27 protein-coding genes are annotated in these 25,650 nt (G+C 71.1%); 15 read left to right on the top strand and 12 right to left on the bottom strand.

Annotated features, from left to right (window positions below; genetic code table 11):
- Window positions 1–3 precede the first annotated feature (3 nt).
- The 7 genes from ACFY9V_RS31930 to ACFY9V_RS31900 all read right to left on the bottom strand — a co-directional run bounded on the left by ACFY9V_RS31930 (window position 4) and on the right by ACFY9V_RS31900 (window position 6,602).
- Entirely contained in the window at window positions 4–1,329 is a 1,326-nt protein-coding gene (locus ACFY9V_RS31930; RefSeq protein WP_391163966.1) for an MFS transporter, read from the bottom strand.
- Window positions 1,330–1,487: 158 nt separating this feature from the next.
- Window positions 1,488–2,099 (bottom strand): helix-turn-helix domain-containing protein, encoded by a 612-nt coding sequence (locus ACFY9V_RS31925; RefSeq protein WP_391163965.1) that lies wholly within the window; start codon window positions 2,097–2,099, stop codon window positions 1,488–1,490.
- Between the two features lie 143 nt (window positions 2,100–2,242).
- Window positions 2,243–3,214, bottom strand: coding sequence for a glycine betaine ABC transporter substrate-binding protein (locus ACFY9V_RS31920; protein ID WP_391163964.1), 972 nt, complete (start codon window positions 3,212–3,214; stop codon window positions 2,243–2,245).
- A complete protein-coding gene (locus ACFY9V_RS31915) occupies window positions 3,211–4,158 on the bottom strand; it encodes an ABC transporter permease subunit (protein ID WP_391163963.1) in 948 nt (315 codons plus the stop codon). The genes ACFY9V_RS31920 and ACFY9V_RS31915 overlap by 4 nt, the downstream gene beginning before the upstream one ends.
- Window positions 4,155–5,450, bottom strand: a complete 1,296-nt coding sequence (locus ACFY9V_RS31910) for a betaine/proline/choline family ABC transporter ATP-binding protein (RefSeq protein ID WP_391163962.1) — start codon at window positions 5,448–5,450, stop codon at window positions 4,155–4,157. The genes ACFY9V_RS31915 and ACFY9V_RS31910 overlap by 4 nt, the downstream gene beginning before the upstream one ends.
- Window positions 5,443–6,090 carry an ABC transporter permease gene (locus ACFY9V_RS31905; protein ID WP_355343051.1) on the bottom strand — a complete coding sequence of 216 codons (648 nt, stop codon included), beginning with the start codon at window positions 6,088–6,090 and terminating at the stop codon, window positions 5,443–5,445. The genes ACFY9V_RS31910 and ACFY9V_RS31905 overlap by 8 nt, the downstream gene beginning before the upstream one ends.
- 41 nt (window positions 6,091–6,131) lie before the next feature.
- Window positions 6,132–6,602, bottom strand: a complete 471-nt coding sequence (locus tag ACFY9V_RS31900; protein ID WP_093716663.1) for an Lrp/AsnC family transcriptional regulator — start codon at window positions 6,600–6,602, stop codon at window positions 6,132–6,134.
- 124 nt (window positions 6,603–6,726) lie between these two features.
- Between ACFY9V_RS31900 and hppD the strand changes: the two genes are divergently transcribed.
- Entirely contained in the window at window positions 6,727–7,842 is a 1,116-nt protein-coding gene (gene hppD, locus ACFY9V_RS31895) for a 4-hydroxyphenylpyruvate dioxygenase (RefSeq protein ID WP_355343054.1), read from the top strand.
- A 66-nt stretch (window positions 7,843–7,908) separates the two neighbouring features.
- Entirely contained in the window at window positions 7,909–9,279 is a 1,371-nt protein-coding gene (locus ACFY9V_RS31890) for an FAD-linked oxidase C-terminal domain-containing protein (RefSeq protein ID WP_355343057.1), read from the top strand.
- A 25-nt stretch (window positions 9,280–9,304) separates the two neighbouring features.
- On the opposite strand, the gene ACFY9V_RS31885 is transcribed toward ACFY9V_RS31890, so the two are convergent.
- The gene (locus ACFY9V_RS31885; RefSeq protein WP_355343286.1) at window positions 9,305–9,784 is read right to left on the bottom strand and encodes an SsgA family sporulation/cell division regulator; all 480 of its coding nucleotides are present in this window, start codon (window positions 9,782–9,784) and stop codon (window positions 9,305–9,307) included.
- Between the two features lie 319 nt (window positions 9,785–10,103).
- Between ACFY9V_RS31885 and ACFY9V_RS31880 the strand changes: the two genes are divergently transcribed.
- The 3 genes from ACFY9V_RS31880 to ACFY9V_RS31870 all read left to right on the top strand — a co-directional run bounded on the left by ACFY9V_RS31880 (window position 10,104) and on the right by ACFY9V_RS31870 (window position 12,715).
- Window positions 10,104–11,291, top strand: a complete 1,188-nt coding sequence (locus tag ACFY9V_RS31880; RefSeq protein ID WP_391163961.1) for an RDD family protein — start codon at window positions 10,104–10,106, stop codon at window positions 11,289–11,291.
- A 114-nt stretch (window positions 11,292–11,405) separates the two neighbouring features.
- On the top strand, window positions 11,406–12,167 hold the full coding sequence (locus ACFY9V_RS31875) for an RDD family protein (RefSeq protein WP_391047128.1): 762 nt from the start codon (window positions 11,406–11,408) through the stop codon (window positions 12,165–12,167).
- Window positions 12,168–12,241: 74 nt separating this feature from the next.
- Window positions 12,242–12,715, top strand: coding sequence for an RDD family protein (locus ACFY9V_RS31870; protein ID WP_391163959.1), 474 nt, complete (start codon window positions 12,242–12,244; stop codon window positions 12,713–12,715).
- A 152-nt stretch (window positions 12,716–12,867) separates the two neighbouring features.
- On the opposite strand, the gene ACFY9V_RS31865 is transcribed toward ACFY9V_RS31870, so the two are convergent.
- Window positions 12,868–13,221, bottom strand: a complete 354-nt coding sequence (locus tag ACFY9V_RS31865; RefSeq protein ID WP_391163958.1) for a hypothetical protein — start codon at window positions 13,219–13,221, stop codon at window positions 12,868–12,870.
- Between the two features lie 316 nt (window positions 13,222–13,537).
- On the opposite strand from ACFY9V_RS31865, the gene ACFY9V_RS31860 reads away from it, so the two are divergent.
- Together ACFY9V_RS31860 and ACFY9V_RS31855 are read left to right on the top strand one after the other, a co-directional pair.
- On the top strand, window positions 13,538–15,946 hold the full coding sequence (locus ACFY9V_RS31860; protein WP_391163956.1) for an immune inhibitor A domain-containing protein: 2,409 nt from the start codon (window positions 13,538–13,540) through the stop codon (window positions 15,944–15,946).
- A gap of 159 nt (window positions 15,947–16,105) precedes the next feature.
- Window positions 16,106–16,423, top strand: coding sequence for a hypothetical protein (locus ACFY9V_RS31855; protein WP_391163955.1), 318 nt, complete (start codon window positions 16,106–16,108; stop codon window positions 16,421–16,423).
- Here the strand turns inward: ACFY9V_RS31855 and ACFY9V_RS31850 are convergent.
- Window positions 16,420–17,010, bottom strand: coding sequence for an isochorismatase family protein (locus tag ACFY9V_RS31850; RefSeq protein WP_355343078.1), 591 nt, complete (start codon window positions 17,008–17,010; stop codon window positions 16,420–16,422). The two genes, ACFY9V_RS31855 and ACFY9V_RS31850, sit on opposite strands and share 4 nt — an antisense overlap.
- 163 nt (window positions 17,011–17,173) lie before the next feature.
- The gene (locus ACFY9V_RS31845; protein ID WP_391047120.1) at window positions 17,174–18,502 is read right to left on the bottom strand and encodes a nicotinate phosphoribosyltransferase; all 1,329 of its coding nucleotides are present in this window, start codon (window positions 18,500–18,502) and stop codon (window positions 17,174–17,176) included.
- A 152-nt stretch (window positions 18,503–18,654) separates the two neighbouring features.
- Between ACFY9V_RS31845 and clpS the strand changes: the two genes are divergently transcribed.
- The 8 genes from clpS to ACFY9V_RS31805 all read left to right on the top strand — a co-directional run bounded on the left by clpS (window position 18,655) and on the right by ACFY9V_RS31805 (window position 24,177).
- The gene (clpS, locus tag ACFY9V_RS31840) at window positions 18,655–18,966 is read left to right on the top strand and encodes an ATP-dependent Clp protease adapter ClpS (protein WP_188282151.1); all 312 of its coding nucleotides are present in this window, start codon (window positions 18,655–18,657) and stop codon (window positions 18,964–18,966) included.
- Entirely contained in the window at window positions 18,966–19,523 is a 558-nt protein-coding gene (locus ACFY9V_RS31835; RefSeq protein ID WP_391164001.1) for a DUF2017 family protein, read from the top strand. The genes clpS and ACFY9V_RS31835 overlap by 1 nt, the downstream gene beginning before the upstream one ends.
- Window positions 19,524–19,702: 179 nt before the next feature.
- Entirely contained in the window at window positions 19,703–21,190 is a 1,488-nt protein-coding gene (locus ACFY9V_RS31830) for an amino acid permease (protein ID WP_391163954.1), read from the top strand.
- An 83-nt stretch (window positions 21,191–21,273) separates the two neighbouring features.
- Window positions 21,274–21,684 (top strand): M67 family metallopeptidase, encoded by a 411-nt coding sequence (locus tag ACFY9V_RS31825; protein ID WP_355343087.1) that lies wholly within the window; start codon window positions 21,274–21,276, stop codon window positions 21,682–21,684.
- Window positions 21,685–21,743: 59 nt separating this feature from the next.
- Window positions 21,744–21,848 (top strand): putative leader peptide, encoded by a 105-nt coding sequence (locus ACFY9V_RS31820; RefSeq protein WP_317452711.1) that lies wholly within the window; start codon window positions 21,744–21,746, stop codon window positions 21,846–21,848.
- Window positions 21,849–21,949: 101 nt separating this feature from the next.
- Window positions 21,950–22,228 (top strand): MoaD/ThiS family protein, encoded by a 279-nt coding sequence (locus tag ACFY9V_RS31815; RefSeq protein WP_188282154.1) that lies wholly within the window; start codon window positions 21,950–21,952, stop codon window positions 22,226–22,228.
- Window positions 22,228–23,178: a cysteine synthase gene (locus ACFY9V_RS31810; protein ID WP_355343092.1), complete on the top strand. Its 951-nt coding sequence runs from the start codon at window positions 22,228–22,230 to the stop codon at window positions 23,176–23,178. The genes ACFY9V_RS31815 and ACFY9V_RS31810 overlap by 1 nt, the downstream gene beginning before the upstream one ends.
- A 246-nt stretch (window positions 23,179–23,424) precedes the next feature.
- Window positions 23,425–24,177 (top strand): MBL fold metallo-hydrolase, encoded by a 753-nt coding sequence (locus ACFY9V_RS31805; protein ID WP_391163953.1) that lies wholly within the window; start codon window positions 23,425–23,427, stop codon window positions 24,175–24,177.
- Between the two features lie 79 nt (window positions 24,178–24,256).
- Here ACFY9V_RS31805 and ACFY9V_RS31800 read toward each other — a convergent pair whose 3' ends face one another.
- On the bottom strand, window positions 24,257–25,516 hold the full coding sequence (locus tag ACFY9V_RS31800) for a PTS transporter subunit EIIC (RefSeq protein ID WP_355343098.1): 1,260 nt from the start codon (window positions 25,514–25,516) through the stop codon (window positions 24,257–24,259).
- Window positions 25,517–25,650 lie beyond the last annotated feature (134 nt).

Genomic DNA, 25,650 nt, shown 5'->3' with positions numbered 1-25,650 from the left:
CGGCTAGACCGACGCCCGCGCGGCGCCCGGCGACACGGCGGGTGCGTCGCCGGGCTCGTCGTTCCAGTGCCGGAAGGCGGGCAGGACGAGCGGGCTCAGCGTCGTGAGCAGATAGACGGCGCTGACGGTGGCCATGGCGGTGCGCAGGCCCGCGTACTGGACGAGGAAGCCGCCGAGCAGGCCGCCCAGCGGCACGGCGACCAGGACGCCGGAGGTGACGGCGCCGAAGACGCGGCTGCGCAGCCGCTCGGGGACCAGGCGGACCATCTCGGTGCCGATCATCGGGTTCAGGACCCCGGCGGCCAGCCCGCACACCGCGCAGGTGACCAGGAGCGGGGTCAGACCGGGCACGAAGGCGGCCACGGCCGTCCGGGGGAAGCCGCTGATGAGGAACGCGCCGATGTAGAGGCCGCGTTGCGACACCCGGTGGCCGACGACGCCGTACGTCAGCGAGCCGATCAGCGCGCCGCCGCCGAAGGTCCCGGCGACCAGGCCGACGCTCACCGAACCGCCCAGGTGCTCGCGGGCGTCCACCGGCAGCAGCACCGCCGACCACGCCTGGTCCAGCGCGTTGGTCACCATCACCATCACCACGATGGCGAACAGCAGCCGCGCGGCCACCAAGTAGGCGAATCCCTCGCGCAGTTCGGCCCGGTAACTGCCGGCGGACTCCTTCGGCGGCTCCGGCGCCTCCGACGGCGTCCGGTCCCGTACCCCGATCCCGATCAGCACCGCGGACACCGCGAAGGTCGCCGCGTCGACCAGCAGCGTATTGGTGGCGCCCATCACCGAGATGAGCACGCCAGCCAGCGGGGCGCCGAGCATACGGGCGCCGCGCGACGCGCCCTCGTACGCGCTCGACGCCCGCGCCACGGTGGTGTCGGCGCGTGCGGCGAGGCGGGGCATCAGCACCTCGCGGGCGGTCTCGCCGGGGGCGTGGAAGAGGCCGCTGACGCCGACGAGCGCGAGCAGTTCCCAGTAGCGCAGCCCGACGGTCAGATGCAGCAGCGGTACGGCCGCCATGGCCGCCGCGCACACCACGTCCGACACGACGCTCGTGACCGCGTAGCCGAGCCGGTCGATCAGCGGGCCGCCCAGGATCGCGGCGAGCACGACCGGCAGGGTGGCCGCGAAGGCGACCAGACCGGCCCGCGCCGGGCTCCCGGTGGTCTCCAGCACGAACCACGGGACGGCGACGACGGTGAGCATGTTCCCGGCGATCGAGACCACGTTGGCGGCCAGCAGCACCCCCAGCGGGCGCCGGTCGCGGGCCGGTCCCGACCCGTCGGGCCGGTGGTGGGCGTGCGGTATCGCGGTGCGTGCGGGCATGGCGAATTCCCCCGTGACGATGGGTCGTTGATACGGAGTGACGGAGCTACGGAATTACGGGCCGGTGCGGACAGGGAGCCGGTACGGACAGGGAGCCGGTACGGGTACGGATACGGCTGCGCGTGCGGTGACGGCGCGCGCGGCGCGGGGGAGCGGGGTCAGTCGGACGCGATCGGGAACTCGTGGAACTGCACCCGGACCCGCTCACCCTCCGGCCCGTCCGTCTCCCGCTCGCGGAAGGCCTCCACGAGCGCGTGCACCCGCTCGCTCAGCTCCACCGCGTCCTGCGGCGTGAGGCGCAGCGTGAAGCGGCTGGAGTCCCACGCCTCCTGCCAGACCTTCGGCCAGGTGTGCATCGTGCTCATCCAGGTCGCCACCTGCTCGGCGCTGCTGGTGGCGTGTTCGACCAGGAAGGTGCTCATCGCGGCGCGCACCTCGGGGTCGGGGTGCCGGACGAACTCCCCGATGCTGTCGAAGCGTTGGCCCCGGTGCACCGCCTTCCACCAGCGCTCGCGCGCGGTGCCGCGGCCGGGGTCGTCCTCGACCAGGCCGAACGAGGCGAGCTGGCGCAGGTGGTAGCTGGTCGCACCGCTGGACTCGCCGAGCCGGTCGGCCAGTTGGGAGGCCGTGGCGGGGCCGCGGTCGCGCAGCGCGGCCAGCAGCCGCATCCGCAGCGGGTGGGCGAGGCCGCGCAGCGACCTGGCGTCGAGGGTCAGCAGATCCTCGTCCGAGATCGGGCCGATCGGCACCGCGTCCTTCTTGTCCGTCATGGACACCACCTTAAGCGCGTGCAAAGCACCTTTGCAACGCTCTTTTGCAAAACAGCTTTGCATCCACCCCCGAGCTGTACCCCCGAGCCGTACCCCCGGCCCGTACCCCGCGAGCCGTACCCCCCGAGCCCCGCAGGGCCCCCTCACCCGTTCTTGATGAAGCCCTCCGCGATCAGCCACTTCTTCGCCACGTCGTGCGGGTCCTGCCCGTCCACGTCCACCTGGGCGTTCAGCTTCTGCGCGACCGCCGTGTCCAGCTTGGCGCTGATCGGGTCGAGGAGCTTGGCGATGGCCGGGTACTTCTTGAACGCCTTGCTGTAGATGACGGGCGCCGCGTTGTAGTTGGGGAAGAAGTGCTTGTCGTCCTCCATGACGGTCAGGTGCATCGACTGGATGCGGCCGTCTGTGGTGTACACCTCGCCCAGCAGGCAGGAACCGCTCTTGTTCACCTGGGTGTAGATGATCCCCGCGTCCATCTTCTGGATCCGCGAGCTGGGGATGTCCATGTCGTACGCCTTCATCATGCCGGGCAGCCCGTCCTGCCGGGAGGCGAACTCGTTCTCCACGCACAGCGTCACGGCCTTGGGGTCCTTCTTCGCCAGCGCGGCCACGTCGGAGAGCGTCTTGAGGTGGTACTTCGCGTTGTTGCGCTGGCTGACGGCGAGCGAGTACGTGTTGTTCAGCGTGGACGGCGGCAGCCAGGTCAGGCCGTTCTTCAGGTCCGCGTCGTGCACGGCCTGCCACTGCGCCTGGGGGTTCTTGATGGGTTCCGTGTGCCCCAGATACGTGATCCAGGCGGTGCCGGTGTACTCGTACATCGCGTCCGCCTGACCGGACTTGACCGCCTCGCGGGCGCCGATCGAGCCGGTGATGTTCGTCCGGTCCAGCACGCTCGCGCCCGCCGCCTTGAAGGCGAGGCCGATCATCTCGCCCAGGATGATGTTCTCGCTGAAGTTCTTGGACGTGATCACCAGGTGGGCGCCCTTGAGGGGTTCGCCCTGCCCGATCGAGCCCGGTTTGACATTGTCCACCAGCGGGCTGCCGCTGGTCAGCCCGCAGGACGCCAGCAGGGCGGCGCCGCAGAGCGCCACGAGCCCCGTACGCCGCCGCGTCACGCCGTCACCTCCAGGCCGCGGGGGCGCATCAACTGCTCGGCGACCGAGGCCAGCCAGTCCACGAACAGCGCGAGCACCACCGTCAGCACCGAGCCGAGGATCAGCACCGGCATCCGCTGGTTGACGATGCCGGAGGTGATCAGGTCGCCGAGGCCGCCGCCCCCGCCGAAGGTGGCCAGCGTGGCGGTGCCGACGTTGAGCACCAGCGCGGTCCGCACGCCCGCGAGGATCAGCGGTACGGCGAGCGGCAGTTCGACCTTGGCGAGCACGCCGGGCGCCGACATGCCGATGCCGCGCGCGGCCTCCACCAGCGTCGGGTCGATGGCCTTGAGCCCCGCGACGGTGTTGGAGAGCACCGGCAGCACCGCGTAGGCCACGATGCCGATGATCGCGGTGCGGGCGCCGATGCCCAGCCAGATCACCAGCAGCGCCAGCAGGCCGATCGCCGGGGTGGCCTGGCCGATGTTGGCGAGCGCGGTCACGAACGGCGCGACCCTGCGCAGCCGCCGCCGGGTCAGCGCGATGCCGACGGGGATGGCGATCACCAGCACCCAGAAGGTGGAGATCGCGGTCAGCTTCACGTGCTGCCAGAGCCGGAGCTGCACATTGCCGTCGTCGAGCGAATTCTTCTCGATCGCGTCCAGGTGGATGTTGGTGATCCACAGATACGTGGCGAGCAGCACGGCGGCCAGCACGACCGGGGTGAACACCAGCTTCCGCCACGTCAGTTTGGGCTTCGGCCTGGTCGCGGCGGGCGCGGGCCCGCCCTCGTGCTCCTCGTGCTCCGTCCCGCCGTCGTCGTCGCGGAAGGCCAGGCCCCGCACGTCGTGCTCGCCGGGGGGACGGCGCTCCCCGGCGTCGCGGGTGTCCCGGCCCGACGGGTGGGACCGGCCGCCGTCGGCGCGGCTGGCCCCCGTCGCGCGGTCCGGGCTGTCCGGGCTCATGACGCCGGCTCCGCGCCCGCCGCGCCCTCCTGCTCGGCGCGTGCCCGCTCCTCCTCGTGTCCCTGCCCGGCCTGCGACTCGGCCAGTTCGTGCTGGTGCTCCATCGCGGTCAGCCGGTCGGCCTCCAGCATCTCCTGCACCGAGTTCATCAGCGTCTCCATGTCGACCACGCCCACGAATTCGCCGCGCCGCCCGGTCACCGCCACCCGCCCGCCGCTGTCGGTCAGCACCGCCTCCAGCGCGTCCCGCAGCGTCGCGTCCCGCGTCACCGTGTCGTGCACGATCGTGCCCGCCCGTGCCAACGACCCCTTGGCGCGCATCAGATCGCCGCGCCGCAGCCACTTGTACGGGCGCCGCCGCCGGTCGAGCAGCAGCAGTTCGTTGTGCTGGCTGGTGCGCAGCCGCTCGAAGACCGACTGCAACGGCTCGTCGACGCCCACCGCGGGGAAGTCGGCGATGCCGACATCGCGCACGCGGGTGAGATTGAGCCGCTTGAGCGCCGCGCCGGCGCCGACGAAGCCGGACACGAAGTCGTCGGCCGGGTTGGTGAGAATGGCCTCCGGCGTGTCGAACTGGGCGATGTGCGAGTGCTCGCGGAGCACCGCGATCCGGTCGCCCAGCTTGATGGCCTCGTCGAAGTCGTGCGTGACGAAGACGATCGTCTTGTGCAACTCGTGCTGGAGCCTGATCAGTTCGTCCTGGAGGTGGTCGCGGGTGATCGGGTCGACCGCGCCGAACGGCTCGTCCATCAGCAGCACCGGCGGGTCGGCGGCCAACGCCCGTGCCACGCCCACGCGTTGCTGCTGTCCGCCGGAGAGCTGGCGCGGGTAGCGGCCGTGGAACTCCCGCGGGTCCAGGCCCACCAGGTCGAGCATCTCCTCGACCCGGTCCTTGACCCGCGACTTGCTCCAGCCGACCATCTTCGGCACCAGCGCGATGTTCTCCGCGACCGTCATGTGCGGGAAGAGACCGGACGACTGGATGGCGTACCCGACCTTGCGGCGCAGCTTGACCGGATCGATCGCGGTGACGTCCTCGTCGTTGATCCTGATCCGCCCGGACGACGGCTCGATCAGCCGGTTGATCATCTTCAGCGTGGTGGACTTGCCGCAGCCGGAAGGGCCCACGAAGATCACCGTCTCACCGGCCTTGATCTCCATGCTGACGCTGTCCACGGCCGGGTCCTGGCTGCCCGGATAGCGCTTGGTCAGGTTCTCCAGCTCGATGGTGGCGCCCGCCACCCCGGCGGGCGCCGGCTGCTCCCGGTCCTGCGGTGACCACTGCTCAGACACGGATCCCCCTCGGAATGGTCAGACGGCCGATGCCCACGTACGCGGCGTCGAAGAGCAGCGCGAGAACGATGATGCCGAGCGTGCCGGACAGCACCTCGTTGAGCGCGTTGGCGCTGCCCAGCGACGCGATGCCGCGGAAGATCTCGTTGCCGAGGCCGGGGCCCGAGGCGTACGCGGCCACCGCCGCGATACCCATCAGCATCTGGGTGGCGACCCGGATACCGGTCAGGATCGGCGGCCAGGCCAGCGGCAGCTCCACCCGCAGCAGCCGGGCCACCCGCGACATGCCGATGCCCTTGGCCGCGTCCACCAGCGCCGGGTCCACACCGCGCAGCCCGACGATGGAGTTGCGGACGACCGGCAGCAGCCCGTACAGCGTCAGCGCGGTCACCGTCGGCGGCACGCCCAGGCCCAGGACCGGGATCAGCAGACCGATCAGGGCCAGCGACGGGATGGTGAGGATGGTCGCGGTCGAGGTGACCGCGAGATTGCCCGCCCAGTCGCTGCGGTAGGTCAGGACACCGATCAGGACGCCGATCACGGTCGCGAGCACCATGCACTGGAACACGGCGCTGGCGTGCTGGAAGGCGTCGGTGAGCAGTTGCTGGTGCCGGTTGGAGAGGTACTGCCAGAAGCTCACCGCGCCGCCACCTCCCCGTCTCCTTCGACCGCGTGGCGCGTCTACGTGTCGCGCGCCGCCTGCTCCACCAGCGGGATGATCCGCAGCGGGACCGGGTTCTCCATGACGATGGCCGTGGCGGCCCGGACAATCCCATCAAAGCCGACAACGCGGTCGATCACCCGCTGGAGATCGGCGTTGGAACGGGCCACCAGACGGCAGAGCATGTCGCCCTGACCGGTCGTGGTGTGCAGCTCCAGCACCTCCGGCACAGTGGTCAAGTGCGCCCGTACGTCGGCCCCTTGGCCCTGCTTGATCTCCAGCGTGGCGAACGCCGTCACCGGATAGCCGAGCGCCGCCGGGTCCACCTGCGGGCCGAAGCCGCGGATCACCCCATTGGCCCTCAGCCGGTCGAGCCGGGCCTGCACCGTGCCGCGCGCCACCCCCAGCCGCCGGGACGCCTCCAGCACGCCGATCCGCGGCTCCCGGTCCAGCAGCGTGATCAGCCGCCCGTCCAGCGCGTCGATCCCCATACCCCGCCGCCTTCCGTGGTCATGCTGCACAGATTGACCCGTCGATCCTCGCTTCCGCTGTGCAGACTGTCCACTGAAATCCGGAACTATTGCGCACCCTGACAAGCGGCGGGACGCTTTTGTCATGACTGAGACCCAGGATGCTTTCCCGGTAAAGGGCATGGACGCCGTCGTCTTCGCCGTGGGCAACGCCAAACAGGCCGCGCACTACTACTCCACCGCTTTCGGCATGCGCCGCGTCGCCTACTCGGGACCCGAGAACGGCAGCCGCGAGACCGCCTCCTACGTCCTGGAGTCGGGCGGCGCGCGCTTCGTGTTCACCTCCGTCATCAAGCCCGCCACCGACCACGGCCGCTTCCTGGCCGACCACGTCGCCGCCCACGGCGACGGCGTCGTCGACCTCGCCCTGGAGGTCCCGGACGCGCGCGCCGCGTACGCGTACGCCGTCGAGCACGGCGCCACCGGCCTCACCGAGCCGTACGAGCTGAAGGACGACCACGGCACCGTCGTGCTCGCCGCCATCGCCACGTACGGCCAGACCCGGCACACCCTGGTCGACCGCACCGGCTACGACGGCCCCTACATGCCGGGCTTCGTCGCCGCCGAGCCGGTGGTCGAGCCCCCGGCGCGGCGCTTCTTCCAGGCCATCGACCACTGCGTCGGCAACGTCGAACTCGGCCGGATGAACGAGTGGGTGGCCTTCTACAACCGGGTCATGGGCTTCACCAACATGAAGGAATTCGTCGGCGACGACATCGCCACCGAGTACTCGGCGCTGATGTCCAAGGTCGTGGCCGACGGCACGCTCAAGGTGAAGTTCCCGCTCAACGAGCCGGCCGTCGCCAAGAAGAAGTCCCAGATCGACGAGTACCTGGAGTTCTACGGCGGCCCCGGCGTCCAGCACATCGCGCTGGCCACCAACGACATCGTCGCCTCCGTACGCGCCATGCGCGCCGCCGGTGTCGAATTCCTCGACACCCCCGACTCCTACTACGACACCCTCGGCGAATGGGCGGGCGAGACCCGCGTCCCCGTCGAGACACTGCGCGAACTCAAGCTCCTCGTGGACCGCGACGAGGACGGCTACCTGCTCCAGATCTTCACCAAGCCGGTCCAGGACCGCCCGACCGTCTTCTTCGAGATGATCGAGCGCCACGGCTCCATGGGCTTCGGCAAGGGCAACTTCAAGGCCCTGTTCGAGGCGATCGAGCGGGAGCAGGAGCTGCGCGGCAACCTCTGATCTCACCCTGTGGTCTCGCGGGGTCCCGCCCTTGAGGGCGGGGCCCCGGCCTGTCAGGGTGAACACATGCACGATGAACTGATCACCGCACTGCGCGGCGGCCTGCCGCCGGAGGCGGTACTGACCGACCCCGACGTCGTCGCGGCGTACTCCCAGGACATGGCGAGCTTCTCCGCCGTCGGCACCCCGGCGGCGGTCGTGCTGCCCCGCAGCACCGAGGACGTGCAGCACGTCATGCGGACCGCGACCGCGCACCGGGCGCCGGTCGTACCGCAGGGGGCGCGGACCGGGCTGTCCGGCGGCGCCAACGCCATGGACGGCTGCATCGTGCTCTCGCTGGTGAAGATGGACCGCATCCTGGAGATCGACACGGTCGACCGGATCGCCGTGGTCGAACCGGGCGTCGTCAACGCCGTGCTGTCCAGGGCGGTCGGCGAGCACGGCCTGTCCTACCCGCCGGACCCGTCGAGCTGGGAACAGTGCACGATCGGCGGCAACATCGGCACCGGCGCGGGCGGCCTGTGCTGCGTGAAGTACGGGGTGACGGCCGAGTACGTCCTCGGCCTCGAGGTGGTGCTGGCCGACGGGCGGCTGCTGACCACCGGGCGGCGCACCGCCAAGGGCGTGGCGGGATACGACCTCACGCGGCTCTTCGTCGGCTCCGAGGGCACCCTCGGCATCGTCGTGAAGGCGGTCCTCGCGCTGCGGCCCGCGCCGCCGCGCCAGCTCGCCATGGTCGCCGAATTCCCGTCGGCCGCCGCGGCCTGCGCCGCCGTCTGCTCGATCATGGAGAGCGGCCATGTGCCGTCGCTGCTGGAGCTGATGGACGGCACGACCATCCGCGCGGTCAACGCGATGGCGAACATGGGCCTGCCCGAGACCACCGAGGCCATGCTGCTCGCCGCCTTCGACACCGCCGACCCGGCCGCCGACCTCGCCGCGGTCGGCGAGCTGTGCACGGCGGCGGGCGCCACCGACGTGGTGCCCGCGGAGGACAGCGCCGAGTCCGAGATGCTGCTCCAGGCGCGCCGCCTGTCGCTGACGGCGCTGGAGACCATCTCGACGGCCATGATGATCGACGACGTGTGCGTACCGCGCGCGAAGCTCGGCGAGATGCTGGACGGCGTCGCGGACATCTCGGCCAAGTTCGGCCTGACGATCGGGGTGTGCGCGCACGCGGGCGACGGCAACACCCACCCCGTGGTCTGCTTCGACGCGCACGACCCCGACGAGGCCCTGCGGGCCCGCGAGTCCTTCGACGAGATCATGGCGCTCGGTCTCGCGCTCGGCGGCACCATCACCGGCGAGCACGGCGTCGGCCTGCTCAAAAAGGACTGGCTGGCCCGCGAACTCGGCCCCACCGGCGTCGAGTTGCAGCGCGGCGTGAAGGCCGTCTTCGACCCGCTCGGGCTGCTGAATCCGGGCAAGCTGTTCTGAGGGCCGCGCCGGGCGTGCCCGGCCCTCACGCCCCCGCGTCCGGCGTCTCGTCCTTCCCCGACCACGGATCGCTCAGCCACAGCTCGTCCCGCGTGGTCGGGGCGAGCAACCGGCTGAGACCGTCGTCCATGCCGAGCTGCTCGTGCTCGGTGCCCGGCGGCACCACCCGCAGCGTCCGCTCCAGCCAGGCCGCGACCGGCGACGAGGGCGCCTCCAGCAGCGCGTTGCCGTCGGGGGAGCTGAGGGCCAGACAGATCACGCTGCGGCCGTTGACCTTCGTCGGCCAGATCCGCACGTCACCGTGACCGCACGGCCTGAACACCCCCTCCACGATCAGCTCGCGGGCGAAGGTCCAGTTCACGGGGGCGTCGGAGCCCACGTGGAAAGTGATGTGCACGGCAAAGGGATCATCCGTGCGATAGGCCAGCCTGGCGGGTACGGGGATGCTCCGCTCCGGCGACAGCACTAGCTGCATTTCCAGTTCGCGTTCCACCACGGTGTGCATCGACTCGACATCCTTTCCTCGGCGCGGCAGCCCCATTTCGCGTTCCGCGTGTTCCGCGGTGTCTTCGGTGACGCGCAGCGGGTGCTGCGCCGGGGCCTGCACCAGGAGAGAGCGCGTACCACTCCAACCATTACGCGGGTTCGCGGGATTCGGTTCAAATTTCCTGAAGCACGGGCACGAGGGGGCGCGTACGGGTAAAGACAAGTACGCCCTCCGAAGCCGGGCGGTGCGGGGAACGGCGGTCACGCCGGGCCCGCGCGTCTGGTAGATGTGGACGTCACAAACCCCCCAGACCGAGCAGATACGGATTCCGTGAACCATGAGCGCACCCACTTCTGGCTCCTCCGGTTCCTCCTCCGCGTCCCCGGCCCCGGGCTACTACCCTGACCCCTCGGTCCCGAACTACATCCGCTACTGGAACGGCTCCACCTGGGTGCCGGGTACGAGCCGGCCCGCGCCCGCCGCGGGTGAGGCGCCGGTTCCGTCCCCGTCCCCTTCTTCTTCCCCTCCGCCCGCCCCGGCGATGGACGAGTCCGGGCCAATGTTCCTCGACGAGGACCCGGGGGCGCCGCACTCCGACTTCGGTACGCCGGCGCCCGCTGCGGCCCCGGCGTCCGCCCCGGAGCCCGCTCCTTCCTGGCCCCGGCCCGCCGGGCAGGAGCCCGGCGCCGAGCCGCCGCGGATCTCCTGGGGCGCCGCGGGCACGGCCGCCGCGCCGGGCGTGCCCGCGCAGCAGCCTCCGCCCGCCGCCGAGCGGCCCCAGCCGCGGACACCGCCCCACCAGCCGCAGGCCCAGGCCCAGCCTCAACCGCACGCCCAGCCGCAGCCGCAGGCCGCCCCCCAGTCTCAACCGCAGCCCCAGCCCCAGCCGCAACCTCAACCGCAGGCCGCGCCCTGGGCGCAGCAGGTGCACCATCTGGCCCGGCAGTCGGCGGGGGAGCAGGAGCGGCCCGCGGGCGAGGAGCGCCCGGCGCCGTGGCGGCCCCCGGCCGGTGACCCGTTCCTGAGCATGATCTCGGCGCAGGGGCGGCCGGGCGCGCTGGTGCGGCGGTTCGCGGCGCGCGTGCTCGACACGGTGCTGTTCTGCGCGGTGACCGCCGCCGCGGCCGTACCGCTGGGCACGGCCGCGTACCACCACATCCACACGAAGGTGGACGACGCGAAGCAGAGCGGCGAGACCGTGAAGGTGTGGCTGATCGACGGTACGACGGGCCTGGAGCTGGCCGTGGTGCTGCTGGTGGCGGTCCTGGCGGGCCTGCTGCTCGAAGTGCTGCCGACCGTCAAGTGGGGGCGCACGCTGGGCAAGAAGCTGGTGGGCCTGCGGGTGCTGGACGTCGAGGCGCAGATCCCGCCGGCCTTCGGCCCGAGCCTTCGCCGCTGGCTGACCCACACCATGCTGGACGTCCTGGTCGTCGGCGTCGTCGGCCTCGCCTGGTGCCTCTTCGACCGCCCGTGGCGCCAGTGCTGGCACGACAAGGCCGCGCGGACGTTCGTGGCGGCCGACTGAGGTCACGTCCGTGGGGGCGTACGTCCGCGCCGATGCCGTACGTCCGGGGCGGCGCCGTACTCCGAACGGAGTCCGCAGCGGGCGGGCGGCCGGTGTCCGGGTTTGACTCGGGACATGAGTACCGATCAGCCAGCGCCCGGTTCCCCCCAGGACCCCTTCGCCAAGCCGCCAGGCGACCAGGCCGGCGGCCCGTACAACGGCGCCCAGGGCACCCCGCCGCCGGGCAATCCGTACGGCGGCGACCCGTACGGCGGCGGTCCCGCCACTCCGGGCGGCCCCGGCGGCTCCGACAACCCCTACGGCGGCGGTCCCGGCGGCCCGGCGAATCCGTACGGCGGGGGCGGTCCCGGCGGTCCGGGAAACCCGTACGGCGGCGGTCCTGGCGGTCCCGGCGGGCCCGGGGACCCCAACAACCCCTACGGCGGCGCCCCGCAGGACCCGCTGGCCGGGATGCCGCCGCTGGCGGACGGCGGCAAGCGCGTGCTGGCCCGCGTCATCGACGTGATCATCGTGCTGATCCCGGCCGGTCTGCTGGACTGGGCGGCGGGCGGCACCGACAACTTCAGCAGCGGCAAGTCGGCGGTCGGCGGCGCCTTCTTCGCGGTGCTCGGCTTCCTCTACGAGTGGTTCATGACCCGGTCCACCGGCCAGACGGTGGGCAAGAAGCTGATGAAGCTGCGCGTGGCGATGCTGGAGAACGGCAGCGTGCCCACCTCCGCGGCGGCGGGGCTGCGCGCCCTCGTGCTGTGGCTGCCCGCCTTCTGCTGCAGCTGCGTCTGGTTCGTGATCCTCGGCATCACGGTGCTGTTCGACAAGCCGTACAAGCAGGGGCTCCATGACAAGGCCGCCAAGACGGTGGTCGTCCAGACCGCCTGACGGACCGGCGGCCGGGCGGAAGGGCGCCGCACACGCCCTGTACCGCCACCCGGATGGCTGATTGACTGAGCGTCATGAGTGCAGACCAGCCGTCCGGGATGGCCCCGCTCGCCTCCCTCGGCCAGCGGTTGCTGGCCCGGGTCGTCGACACCGCGATCCTGATCGTCCTCGACGTGCTGCTCAGCGCGGCGGTGTTCGGCGGTGATCTGTCCAATCCAGGTGACGCGGGCCGCGGCAAGGAGATCCTCGCGGGGGCGGCGACCTTCATCGCGTACTTCCTCTACGAGGGCGCCATGACGGCCGCCCGCGGGCAGACCCTCGGCAAGATGCTGCTGCGGATACGCGCGGCGCGCCTGGAGGACGGCGCGGTCCCCGGCGGCGTCGGCTGGACGCGGGCCGCGGTCTACGCGCTGCCCGGCGTGCTCGTCACGATCCTGATCGGCCCGCTCTTCTGGCTGCTCAACTCCCTGTGGTGCACCTGGGACAAGCCGTTCCGGCAGTGCCTGCACGACAAGGCGGCCAGGACCGTGGTCGTGGCCGCCGTCTGACGCGGTGCAGCGGTGAAGCGGTGCAGCGGACGAGCGCTGGAGCGATGAAGCGGTGGCGCCGTGAAGCGCCGAAGGGCCGAAGGGCCGAAGTGCCGAAGTGCCTTCAGCGGTGACATGCGGTGCGGGTCTTCCGCGCGGGTCCGCGCCGGGCCTCAGCGTCGTAGTGACGCCTCGCCGACCCGCGACGACTCGCGTACGCCGCGACCGCCGGCCGCCCGTGGGAGCGGGCGCTGTGCGGGGGACGGTTGGGCGCCGGACTCGGCGGCGGGAACGGTGGAACCGGTGGAACCGTTGGAGGCGCTGGGCCGGGCCTGGGCGGACCGCACCCGGGCGACGAAGGGCAGGGTGACGGTCACCGCGACGAGCAGGCCCAGGATCAGTCCCGCCGCGCAAATGACGGCGACTCCCACGCCGGACCGTGCGTCCGACAGCAGGAGCATCGCGAAGGTGGACAGGACAACGGTCAGGGAACCGTAGGCGAGTTGCGCGGTCGTAGGACGTGGCATTGGGGGAATCCGTCCTCGGTAGCGGGCTGGCTCTACGCTTCGGCATGCCCGGCCCGAACATGGGGTAAGCGTGACCTAACCCACGGTGCGGAGCACGAGGGGGCGCACGGGGTCGCAAGCGTGTCAGGCGTCTCATCCTGCGGACGCCGGTGTCCGTCAACGCCCGGACGGCGGAGGCCGGTTGGTGTGACCTGTGGGTCCGCTGAGCGGTGCCGGGAAACCGGTAAACGTACTGGCCTGCCATGCTCAAGTCAAGATCTGTTTTTTCTCCCGTCACTCCGATGCAATGGCCTTTCCCAAGGGGAGGTCAAAAATCTTGAAAACGCAGCGGAGGATCACCACACCCGCCGCCCTGGCCCTCGCGATAGCCGTGTTGGGCGTCACCGCGGTCACCACCGCGGGGGCGTACGCGGCTCCCGCCGAGAAGGGGCAGCCCGCACCCGTGGCCAGCCACGATCCGGCGGAGAACCAGGCCCACGATCTGCCGGGCCCGTTCAGCGAGAAGCAGTCGGCCGAGCGTACGGCCGCGCTTCAGCAGGTCGTGAACGGCGACGCGACCGTGCAGCAGCGCGGCGGCTCGAAGGTCGTCCAACTCGGCTCCGGCAAGGGCAAGAAGAGCAAGTACGTCGAGCTGGGCCGCGAGCAGACCGACAAGATCTTCACGATTCTTGTCGAGTTCGGCGACCAGGTCGACAACACCACGACGTACGACCCGGACGGCCCCGACGGCCCGCAGCCGCCGGTCGTGAAGTACGGCGGCGACCCGGGCCCCGCGCACAACACCATCGCCAAGCCGGACCCGAAGAACGACAACAGCACGGCCTGGCAGGCGGATTACAACCAGCAGCACTTCAACGACCTCTACTTCTCGCACGACGCGAAGAAGGAGTCGCTGGCGAAGTACTACGAGAAGCAGTCCTCGGGCCGCTACTCGGTGGAGGGCGAGGTCTCCTCCTGGGTCAAGGTGCCCTGGAACGAGGCCCGTTACGGCTCCAACTACTGCGGCGCCAGCACCTGCTCCAGCGCCTGGGACCTGATCCGCGACGCCACCACCGCGTACGTCGCCGACCAGAAGGCCCAGGGCCGCACCGACGCGCAGATCAAGGCGGACCTGGCCCAGTACGACCAGTGGGACCGCTACGACTACGACGGCGACGGCAACTTCAACGAGCCCGACGGCTACATCGACCACTTCCAGATCGTGCACGCGGGCGAGGACGAGTCCGCGGGCGGCGGCGCCCAGGGCACGGACGCGCTGTGGGCGCACCGCTGGTACGCCTACGGCACCGACGCGGGCCGCACGGGCCCGGCCGACAACAAGTCCGGCGGCACCCAGATCGGCAACACCGGCGTCTGGATCGGTGACTACACCCTCCAGCCGGAGAACGGCGGACTCGGCGTCTTCGCGCACGAGTACGGCCACGACCTCGGCCTGCCCGACGAGTACGACACCACGTACGTCGGCGAGTCCAGCGTCGGCTTCTGGTCGCTGATGTCCTCCGGCTCCTGGATGGGCACCGGCAAGGACTCGATCGGCGACCTCCCGGACGACATGAGCGCCTGGGACAAGCTCCAGCTCGGCTGGCTCAACTACGGTACGGCCAAGGCCGCTTCGCGCTCGACGACCAAGCTGGGCGTCGCCGAGTACAACACCAAGGACAAGCAGGCGCTGATCGTCTCGCTGCCCGACAAGGCGGTCACCACCGCCATCACCGCGCCCGCCGAGGGCAGCAAGCAGTGGTGGAGCGGCAGCGGCGACAACCTGTCCAACACCCTGACCCGCTCGGTCGACCTGACCGGCAAGTCCTCGGCGTCGCTGGCCCTCAAGGGCTGGTGGGACATCGAGGAGGGGTACGACTACCTCTACACCGAGGCGTCCGCCGACGGCGGGGCCACCTGGACCGCGCTCGACGGCACCGCCAACGGCAAGTCCATCCCGCGCGACGGCGGCGGCACCCCGGCGCTGACCGGCACCAACGGCGCGTACCAGGACCTGTCCTTCCCGCTGAACGCCTACGCGGGCAAGCAGATCCAGCTCCGCTTCCGCTACCTGACCGACGGCGGCGTGGCCCAGCAGGGCTTCGCGGCCGACGCGATCTCGGTCACCGCGGACGGCGCGACCGTCTTCACCGACGGCGCCGAGACGGACGACAACGGCTGGACCGCCAAGGGCTTCTCCCGGATCGGGGCGTCGTTCACCAACGACTACCCGCAGTACTACATCGCGGAGAACCGGCAGTACGTCTCGTACGACAAGACGCTGAAGACCGGCCCGTACAACTTCGGCTGGACGAGCACCCGGCCGGACTGGGTCGAGCACTACCCGTACCAGAACGGTCTGCTGGTCTGGCTGTGGGACACCTCGCAGGCCGACAACAACGTCGGCATCCACCCCGGCACGGGCCAGATCCTGCCGATCGACGCCCACGCCAAGGCGGAGAAGTGGTCGGACGGCAGCGTGATGCGCAACCGCATCCAGGCGTACGACTCGCCGTTCAGTTGGTTCCCGACCGACGGCTTCACCGTGCACACCAACGGTGTCGCCACCAAGGTCAAGGCGAAGCTCGGCAACCCGGTCTTCGACGACCACTACGGCTCCTACTGGGACGCCGCGAACCCGACCGGCGGGGTGAAGGTGCAGGACACCAACACCCGGATCACCATCGTCGGTGAGGCGCTCGACGGCAGCACGATGACCCTCCAGGTCGGGCCGGCGCACCGCTGATCACCGGGACGATCACCGGGCCGATCACCGGGACGGTCACCGCACGAAGATCGTCCTGATCGGGTCGCACCCGCTGTGACCTGCTGTTTCATCCGGGTTCATCCCGCGTTCGGCCGTCGTCCTCTGGTGGGCGGCGGCCGAACGGCTGATGATGTGACCATGGCGGTCGGTGGATTCACCAAGCTCCCGGGCGGCACGGTCGTCGTCGCACTCGGCCTGCCGCATCCGGCGTGCCCCGAACGCACGGTACGGGTCGTGGTGCACGCCCAGAACCGGCAGCGCGCCCTCACCCGGCTCAGCAACCTCGGCTTCCGCGGCGCCCGGCTCACCGGCAACGCCGAGCCGCCCACGCCCGACGAGGTCACCGCGGTCCTGCACCACCCGGACGGCCTGGTCTGGCGCGAATACCGCGGCAAGGGGGACGTCGGCGCCAGCACCGAGCTGTGGCACCCGATCTCGGCGCTGAACCGTACCTAGCCGGCCACCACCGGGGCGCCGGTCAGCTCCACGCCCGCCTCGCGCAGCTCCACCAGCGCCCGGTCGGTCGTCGTGGGCGCCACGCCCGCGGTCAGCGAGAGCAGCACGCGGGTCGTGAAGCCGTCGCGTACGGAGTCCAGCGCGGTCGCCCGCACGCAGTGGTCGGTGGCGATGCCCACCACGTCCACCTCCGTGACGCCGCGCTCGCGCAGCCAGCCGGTCAGCGCCGCGCCGTTCTCGTCCAGGCCCTCGAAGCCGCTGTACGCCGCCGCGTAGGCCCCCTTGTCGAAGACCGCGTCCACCGCGCCGGAGGCGACCGCGGGCGCGAAGTTCGGGTGGAACCCCGCGCCCTCCGTGCCCGCCACGCAGTGCACCGGCCACGACGTCACGAAGTCCGGCCGGTCCGAGAAGTGCGAGCCCGGGTCGATGTGGTGGTCCCTGGTGGCGACGACGTGCCGGTAGCTGCCCGCCGACTCCCCGATCAGGTCCGTGATCGCCGCGGCCACGTCGGCCCCGCCGGTCACCGCGAGGCTGCCGCCCTCGCAGAAGTCGTTCTGCACGTCGACGACGATCAATGCGCGGTGCATTTTGCCCTTCCGGCGGAAAGTGTGGAAACGGTCCCGAGCCTAGGGGTGCGCTCCCCCCAACGTAAGACGTTGCCCTCCCCGCTGCGCGGGGAACCGCGCGCTCAGCCGTCGACGGGCCGCTCGCGCGGTTCCTCGCGCCCCTGAGGGGGCGCCCCCGCGGGGGTCACATCAGTTCGGTGGGGAGGACGGGCTCGCCGCGGGAGAGCTGGGTCGCGGAGAGGGGAAGGCCCGCGCGAGCGGTGATGTGGCGGGCGCGGGCGGAGTCGAGGGGCTCGCGGCCGATGACCTCGCCGTGGCGGACGAGGGGGACGAGGAGCTGGCGGTCGGCGAGCTCGGGCGGCACGGCCCCGGTGCCGACCACCTCGGCGGCGGCGACGCCGTCCTCGTCGAGCCGCCGGGCGGCCCACTTGCGGCCGCCGACGCTCGTCTTGCCTCCGAGGGACTTCTTGGCGACGGAGACCAGCGGCTCGTCGGGGTCGTCGGAGGTGGCGCGGGCCACGAGCTTGTAGACCATCGAGCAGGTGGGGTGCCCGCTGCCGGTGACCAGGGAGGTGCCGACCCCGTAGGCGTCCACGGGCGCGGCGGCCATCGAGGCGATGGCGTACTCGTCCAGATCGGAGGTCACGATGATCTTCGTGTCCTTGGCGCCGAGGTCGTCGAGCTGCTGGCGCACCCGGTAGGCGAGCAGCAGCAGGTCGCCGGAGTCGATCCGGACCGCTCCCAGCTCGGGCCCGGCGATCTCCACGGCGGTGCGCACGGCGCTGGTGAGGTCGTACGTGTCCACCAGCAGCGTCGTGCCGCGGCCGAGCGCGTCCACCTGGGCGGTGAACGCGTCGCGCTCGGTGTCGTGCAGCAGCGTGAAGGCGTGCGCGCTGGTGCCGATGGTCGGGATGCCGTACCGGAAACCGGCGGCGAGGTTGGAGGAGGAGCCGAAGCCGCCGATGTACGCGGCCCGCGAGGCGGCCACCGCGGCCAGCTCGTGGGCGCGCCTGGCGCCCATCTCCATCAGCGGACGGCCGCCCGCGGCCACCGCCATCCGGGAGGCCGCCGCGGCGATCGCCGAGTCGTGGTTGAGGATCGACAGGATGACCGTCTCCAGCAGCACGGCCTCGGCGAAGGTGCCCTCGACGCGCAGGATCGGCGAGCCGGGGAAGTACACCTCGCCCTCCGGGTATCCCCAGATGTCGCCGGTGAAGCGGTAGCCCGCCAGCCAGTCGAGGGTCGCGGAGTCCACCACGCCCTCGCGCTCCAGGAATTCCAGCACGGGTTCGTCGAAGCGGAAGTTCTCCACCGCGTCGAGGACCCGGCCGGTGCCGGCGACCACTCCGTAGCGGCGCCCCTCGGGCAGCCTGCGGGTGAACGCCTCGAAGACCGAGCGGCGCTGCGCGGCGCCGCTGCGCAGGGCGGCCCGCAGCATCGTCAGCTCGTACCGGTCGGTGAACAGGGCGGTGGACGGCACGTCCACCGGCAGTCCCAGGTCTGCTGTGCTCATGGCGAGGATGCTACCCCCAATACTCGTCAGAGTGACGATTTCTCGGGGCAAGTGTGCGGCGCCGCACACTCGCGGATTCCGCGCGGGCGCAAAACCCCCATTCGGCGGTGCCGCGCACGCCCATTTGTGCGAGGCACCACAGGAGCGGCAGCATGGAACCTGTGAGTGTCGCGCCAGTAGAAGTCGAGCGTCCCGAAGCGAGCGAAGCGCCTTTCGAGGTTCCCGCGCCGGACGTGCCGTGGGTGACCCTCGTCCACAACGACCCCGTCAACCTCATGAGCTACGTGACGTATGTCTTCCAGACCTACTTCGGGTACTCGAAGGGCAAGGCCAAGAAGCTGATGGAAGACGTCCATTACAAGGGCCGCGCCGTGGTGTCGAGCGGCACCCGCGAGGAGATGGAACGCGACGTGCAGGCGATGCACGGATACGGCCTGTGGGCCACCTTGACGCAGGACCGCTGATGGGCCGCCGCGCCCGTGCGGGCTACTTCGAGCGGGTCCGCGGCGGCGGCGCCGCGATCGAGCTGGACACCGTGGAGATCTCCATCCTCCGCAGCCTCACCGCGCAGTTGCTCGAACTCGTCGGTCCGGGCAGCCAGCCCGCGGAGGCCGACGACGACCCGCTGGCCGCGCTCTTCGCCGACGGCCCCACCAAGCCCCCGGAGGACCCGGCGCTGGCCCGGCTCTTCCCGAGCGCGTACGAGGAGACCGCCGACGCCGCCGAATTCCGCCGCTTCACCGAGAACGACCTGCGCGCCCGCAAGCGCGAGGACGCCCTCGCCGTGCTGCGCGCGCTGGACGCGGGCGGCCCGCTGATCCGGCTCAGCGCCGACGAGGCCCGCCAGTGGCTCGGCACGCTCAACGACCTGCGGCTGTCCATCGGCGCCCGGCTGGAGGTCAGCGAGGACGAGCGCAGCGAGCTGTACCACCTGCCGGACGAGGACCCGCGCAAGCCGCTGATGCTCGCCTTCCAGTGGTTCGGCCTGCTCCAGGAGACCCTGCTCGAAGCCCTCGCCTGAGCCCCGCGCGGCCCTCGCCTGAGCCGGGCCCGGCCCTCACCTGAGCCCCGCCCGAGCCGGGCCCGAGCCGCGCCCACCCGCCCCCGGCCCGTATCCGCCCCTCATCCGGCCCGCACCCGACCTGACGGACCGTCGGCCGCCGACGGGCGGCGCCGTACCGCGCGTGGTACGAATCCGGCATGACGGACGTGTCGGGCGTGACGGGTGGAACGGACGGGCGGGACGGGGCGGGCGAGGCCCCGGCGGGGGACGAGGGGTACGCGCGCGGCCTCGGCAGCCGCCAGATCCAGATGATCGCCATCGGCGGCGCGATCGGCACCGGCCTGTTCCTCGGCGCGGGCCGCGCCATCCACCAGGCGGGCCCCGGCCTGGTCCTGATGTACGCCGTCGCGGGCGTCGCCATCTTCGTCATCATGCGCGCGCTCGGCGAACTCCTCACCTACCGCCCGGTGTCCGGCTCCTTCGCCGACTACGCCCGCGAATTCCTCGGCCCCTTCGCGGGCTTCGTCACCGGCTGGACGTACTGGCTGATGTGGGTGGTCACCGGCATGGCCGAGGTCACCGCCGCCGCCACCTACCTCGCGTACTGGTGGCCCTGGATTCCGCAGTGGACCGCCGCCCTCGGCTTCCTCGTCCTGCTCTTCGCGGCCAACCTGATCTCCGTACGGCTCTTCGGCGAGGTCGAGTTCTGGCTGTCGATGGTGAAGGTCACCGCCATCGCGGGCATGATCCTCATCGGCGTCGGCGTCCTCACCCTCGGGGTGTCCGCGGCCGGTGACACCGCCTCGGTCGGCCACCTGTGGCGCGACGGCGGCGTCTTCCCCAACGGCGTCGGCTCCTCGCTGCTCACCCTCCAGATCGTCATGTTCGCCTACCTGGCCGTCGAACTCGTCGGCGTCACCGCGGGCGAGGCCGAGAACCCCCGCGAGACGCTGCCCAAGGCCATCAACACCCTTCCCTGGCGCATCGGCCTGTTCTACGTCGGCGCGCTCGCCGTCATCCTCTGCGTCGTCCCCTGGACCGAATTCCGGCCCGGCGTCAGCCCGTTCGTGGCCGCCTTCGCCCGGATCGGCATCCCCTTCGGCGCGGGCATCGTCAACTTCGTGGTGCTCACCGCCGCCCTGTCGTCCTGCAACTCCGGGATGTACTCCACCGGGCGCATGCTCCGCGACCTCGCCGTCAACGGCCAGGGCCCGCGGGTCTTCACCCGCCTCACCGCCCGCCGCACCCCGGCCACCGGCACCCTGGTCTCCGTCGCCCTGATGGGCACCGGCGTGTGGCTCAACTACGTCGACCCCGCAGGCGCGTTCACGTACATCACCGCCTTCGCGACCGTCGCCGCCGTCTGGACCTGGGGGGTGATCCTCGCCTCGCACATCCGCTACCGCGCCGCGGTCAAGGACGGGCGCGCGGCGGCGGCCTGGTTCACCGCGCCCGGCGGCGCCGTCGCCAGCTGGCTCGCGCTCGCCTTCCTCGTCCTGGTGCTGGTGCTGATCGGCGCCGACGCCGACGCCCGGATCTCGCTGTACGGCGTCCCGCTGTGGCTCGCGCTCCTGGCCGGCGGCTACGCGCTGCTCAAGCGGCGCAATCCGGCCGCCTTCGCCCGCAGGGCCCACCTGGCGCCCGCCCCCACCCCCGCCGCCGCGACCGCGACCACCGGGCCGTAGGCGCCGGGCCCCGGCCACCGGCCCGTGAGCGCCGGGCCCCGACCACCGGGCCGTGACCGCGCGGCCCCTGTTATTTTTCCCGCATGCTCACCATCACCCAGGACCTGTACGACCGGATCGTCGCGCACGCCGAGGCCGACGCCCCCGACGAGGCGTGCGGGGTCGTCGCGGGCCCCGAGGACAGCGACCGCCCCGAGCGGTTCGTGCCCATGCTGAACGCGGCCCGCTCACCCACCTTCTACGAGTTCGACTCGATGGAGCAGCTCCGGCTCGACAAGGAGATGCGGCAGCGCGGCGAGGAGCAGGTGGTGATCTACCACTCGCACACCGCGACGGAGGCGTACCCCTCCCGTACCGACATCTCGCTCGCCCAGGAACCCGGCGCGCACTACGTGCTGGTCTCGCTCGCGGAGGAGTTCCAGTTCCGCTCGTTCCGCATCGTGGACGGTGTCGTCACCGAAGAACCCGTACAGGTCGTGGACTCCTACGTCTGACGGTCCGGATCGTGGGACGGCCGTCTCGGCCCGCCAGGGGGAATCGATACGATGACCCCATGGTTCTCTTCGACGTGAGTGACAAGGCGCCGGGCACGCTGCTCGTGGCGCGGCTGCACGTCGACCTGTGCCGCCGCACCAGTGCGGCGTGTCAGGGCGCCTGACCACCCGCGCCCGCTTCCGCACGCACCCCGCACGACCGCTGAAGCACCGCAGCCCCGCCCCGCCCCTGTCGTCGTACGCACGCACTCACTGGAGCGCAGTCATGGCCATCGAGGTCCGCATCCCGACCATCCTCCGCACCTACACCGACGGCCAGAAGGCCGTCGAAGGCGCCGGGACCACCCTGGACGAGCTGTTCGCGGACCTCGACACCCGGCACGCGGGCCTGCGCGACCGCGTCGTGGACGGCGGCGAGCTGCGCCGCTTCGTGAACGTCTACCTCAACGACGAGGACGTCCGCTTCCTCGACGGCATCTCCACCAAGGTCGCCGACGGCGACAGCGTGACGATCCTCCCGGCAGTGGCCGGCGGCGCGCGCTGATGCGTTACGACAGTTCGCTGGCGGCGGTCGGCAACACCCCGCTGGTCCGCCTGCCGCGCCTGTCGCCGTCCGACGAGGTGAGCGTCTGGGCGAAGCTGGAGGACCGCAATCCGACCGGCTCGGTCAAGGACCGCCCGGCCCTGCACATGATCGAGCAGGCCGAGGCGGACGGCCGCCTCACGCCCGGCTGCACCATCTTGGAGCCCACCTCAGGCAACACCGGCATCTCGCTGGCCATGGCCGCCCGCCTCAAGGGCTACCGGATCGTCTGCGTCATGCCGGAGAACACCTCCTCCGAGCGGCGCGAGCTGCTGGCCATGTGGGGCGCGGAGATCATCTCCTCACCGGCCGCGGGCGGCTCCAACACCGCGGTCCGGGTCGCCAAGGAACTGGCCGCCGAGCACCCCGACTGGGTGATGCTCTACCAGTACGGCAACCCCGCCAACCCGGCCGCGCACTACGCCACCACCGGCCCGGAGATCCTCGCCGACCTCCCCACCATCACCCACTTCGTCGCCGGTCTCGGCACCACCGGCACCCTCATGGGCGTCGGCCGCTTCCTGCGCGAGAAGGTGCCGGGAGTCTCCGTCGTCGCCGCCGAGCCGCGCTACGACGACGTCGTCTACGGCCTGCGCAACCTCGACGAGGGCTTCGTGCCCGAGCTGTACGACGAGTCCGTGCTCACCACCCGCTTCTCCGTCGGCTCCGAGGACGCGGTCCGCCGCACCCGCGAACTCCTGTCGCAGGAAGGCATCTTCGCCGGGGTCTCCACCGGCGCGGCCCTGCACGCCGCCCTCGGCGTGGCCGCCAAGGCGCACCGCGCCGCCCAGCGCGCCGACATCGTCTTCATCGTCGCCGACGGCGGCTGGAAGTACCTCTCGACCGGCATCTACACCGCCGAGTCCACCGAGGCCGCCGTCGCGGCCCTGCACGGCCAGCTCTGGGCCTGACCGCTCGTCGGCCGGCCCGTCCGGCGTTCCAGGACACCCCCCGGTGCGCGGGGGCCCGCGTTGGTGTTCGGCAACCGGCCCCGCGGCCCCCCGTACTGGTGATTCCGCCCACAACGAGGTGCGGGAGAGGCGCGTGAGGACCCCCCGCGCCTTACCCTCTCAAGACATGGCGGACCGTCCCGCCAATCCCCCCACTCCAGCCGGAATGGGGTGATCTGTGGCGCGCCCACGGAGGTGTTTCCAGGAATGAAGCTCACCGTCGTCGGCTGCTCGGGGTCGTTCCCGTCCGCGGAATCGGCTTGTTCGAGCTACCTCGTCGAGGCCGACGGCTTCCGGCTGCTGATCGACATGGGCAACGGCGCCCTCGGCGAACTGCAGCGTCACTGCGGCCTGTACGACCTGGACGCCGTACTGCTCAGCCATCTGCACGCCGACCACTGCATCGACATGTGCGGCTACTTCGTGGCCCGCTACTATCGGCACGACGGCGGCCCCGCCGCCCCGATCCCGGTCTACGGCCCCGAGGGCACCGAGCGCCGTCTGAGCATCGCCTACGGCGACGTGCCGGACGAGAAGTGCATGAGCGAGGTCTTCGACTTCCGCACCCTGGAGCCCGGCGCCTTCCGCCTGGGCCCGTTCGGCATCACCACGGACCTGGTCAGCCACCCGGTCGAGGCGTACGGGTTCCGTATCGAGTACGAGGGCAGCACGCTGGCGTACTCCGGCGACACCGGCCCCTGCGCCGCCCTGGACGGGCTGGCGGACGGCGCCGACCTCTTCTTGTGCGAGGCGTCCTTCACGCACGGCAAGGAGGACATCCCCGAGCTGCACCTCAACGGCCGCGAGGCCGGGGAGGCCGCCGCGCGCGCCCGCGCCGGACGCCTGGTCCTCACCCACATCCCGCCGTGGACCAACCCCTCGGTCAACCTGCGTGACGCCAAGTCCGCCTTCGAAGGTCCGGTCGAACTCGCCGTCTCCGGCGCGGTCTACCAACTCTGACCGGAACGCGGACGGCGGGCCCGTAACCGTATCCGGTCCCGGACCCGCCGCGGGTGGCTGAACTGTCAGCGCCCGTACGTCACTTGGTGATGTCCTCGATCTCCTCCTCGGGCTCGCGGCCCGGGGTGGGGATGTTGAACTTGACGATCGCGAACCGGAAGACGAAGTAGTAGATCGCTCCGAAGACCAGGCCGATCGGGATGATCAGATACGGCTTGGTGGCGAGGTTCCAGTTCAGCGCGTAGTCGATGAAGCCCGCGGAGAAGGTGAAGCCCGCGTGCACGCCCAGCGCCCAGGTGATGGCCATCGACGCGGCGGTCAGCACGGCGTGGATCGCGTACAGCAGCGGCGCGATGAACATGAACGAGAACTCGATCGGCTCGGTGACACCGGTCACGAACGAGGTCAGGGCGAGCGAGAGCATCATGCCCATGACGGCCTTGCGGCGCTCGGGGCGCGCGGTGTGCGCCATGGCCAGCGCGGCGGCGGGCAGGCCGAACATCATGATCGGGAAGAAGCCCGCCATGAACTGGCCCGCGGTCGGGTCGTGGGCGAAGAACCGGGTCAGGTCGCCGTGCACGATCGTGCCGGAGGCGTCCTTGAAGTCGCCGATCTGGAACCAGGCGACGGAGTTCACGAACTGGTGCATGCCGACCGGGATCAGACCGCGGTTGATCAGGCCGAACAGGCCGGCGCCGACCGCGCCGAGGCCGGTCATCCACTCGCCGAAGTTGCTGATGCCCTCGCCGATCGGCTTCCAGACCAGGCCGAAGAAGACACCCATGCCGGTGCCGACGAAGGCCATGATGATCGGGACGAGGCGGCGGCCGTTGAAGAAGCCGAGCCAGTCGACCAGCTTGGTGCGGTGGAAGCGCTGCCACAGCACGGCGGCCAGCAGACCCATCAGGATGCCGCCGAGGACACCGGGGTTGTTGTACGTGGCCGCGACGTCGACGCCCTTGTTGGCGGTGGTGTTGACGACCGCGTCGGTGACCGGGAACGCCTGGAGGACCCGGCTGTAGACCAGGAAGCCGACCAGGGCGGCCAGCGCGGTGGAGCCGTCGGACTTCTTCGCGAAGCCGATGGCGACGCCTATGCAGAACAGCAGCGGCAGGTTGTCGAAGACCGCGCCGCCGGCCTCGGCGAAGACGGTCGCGACCTTGCCCCAGCCCAGACCGTCGGCGCCGAAGACGTCGGGCTGGCCGAGCCGGAGCAGGATGCCCGCGGCCGGCAGGACGGCGATCGGGAGTTGGAGGCTCCGTCCCACCTTCTGCAGACCCTGGAACAGGCCGGAGCCCCGCTTCTTCGCGGGAGCCGCCGTGCCGGTGGCCGTACTCATCAGATTCCTCCTGGTGAGGCGGGCGCATGGAAGGGGACGGCCCGCCGCCGTGGTCTATACCACTCAGTGGTGTAGACCAGTTTTAACACGTGAGGGAGGCGTAAAGGAATCCATGATTCCGGATCGTTGCGTGT

Source organism: Streptomyces sp. NPDC008317 (assembly GCF_042955955.1).
Classification (GTDB): Bacteria; Actinomycetota; Actinomycetes; order Streptomycetales; family Streptomycetaceae; genus Actinacidiphila.
Note: the sequence above shows the minus strand (reverse complement) of the source record. Positions and strands in the feature narration are given on the sequence as shown.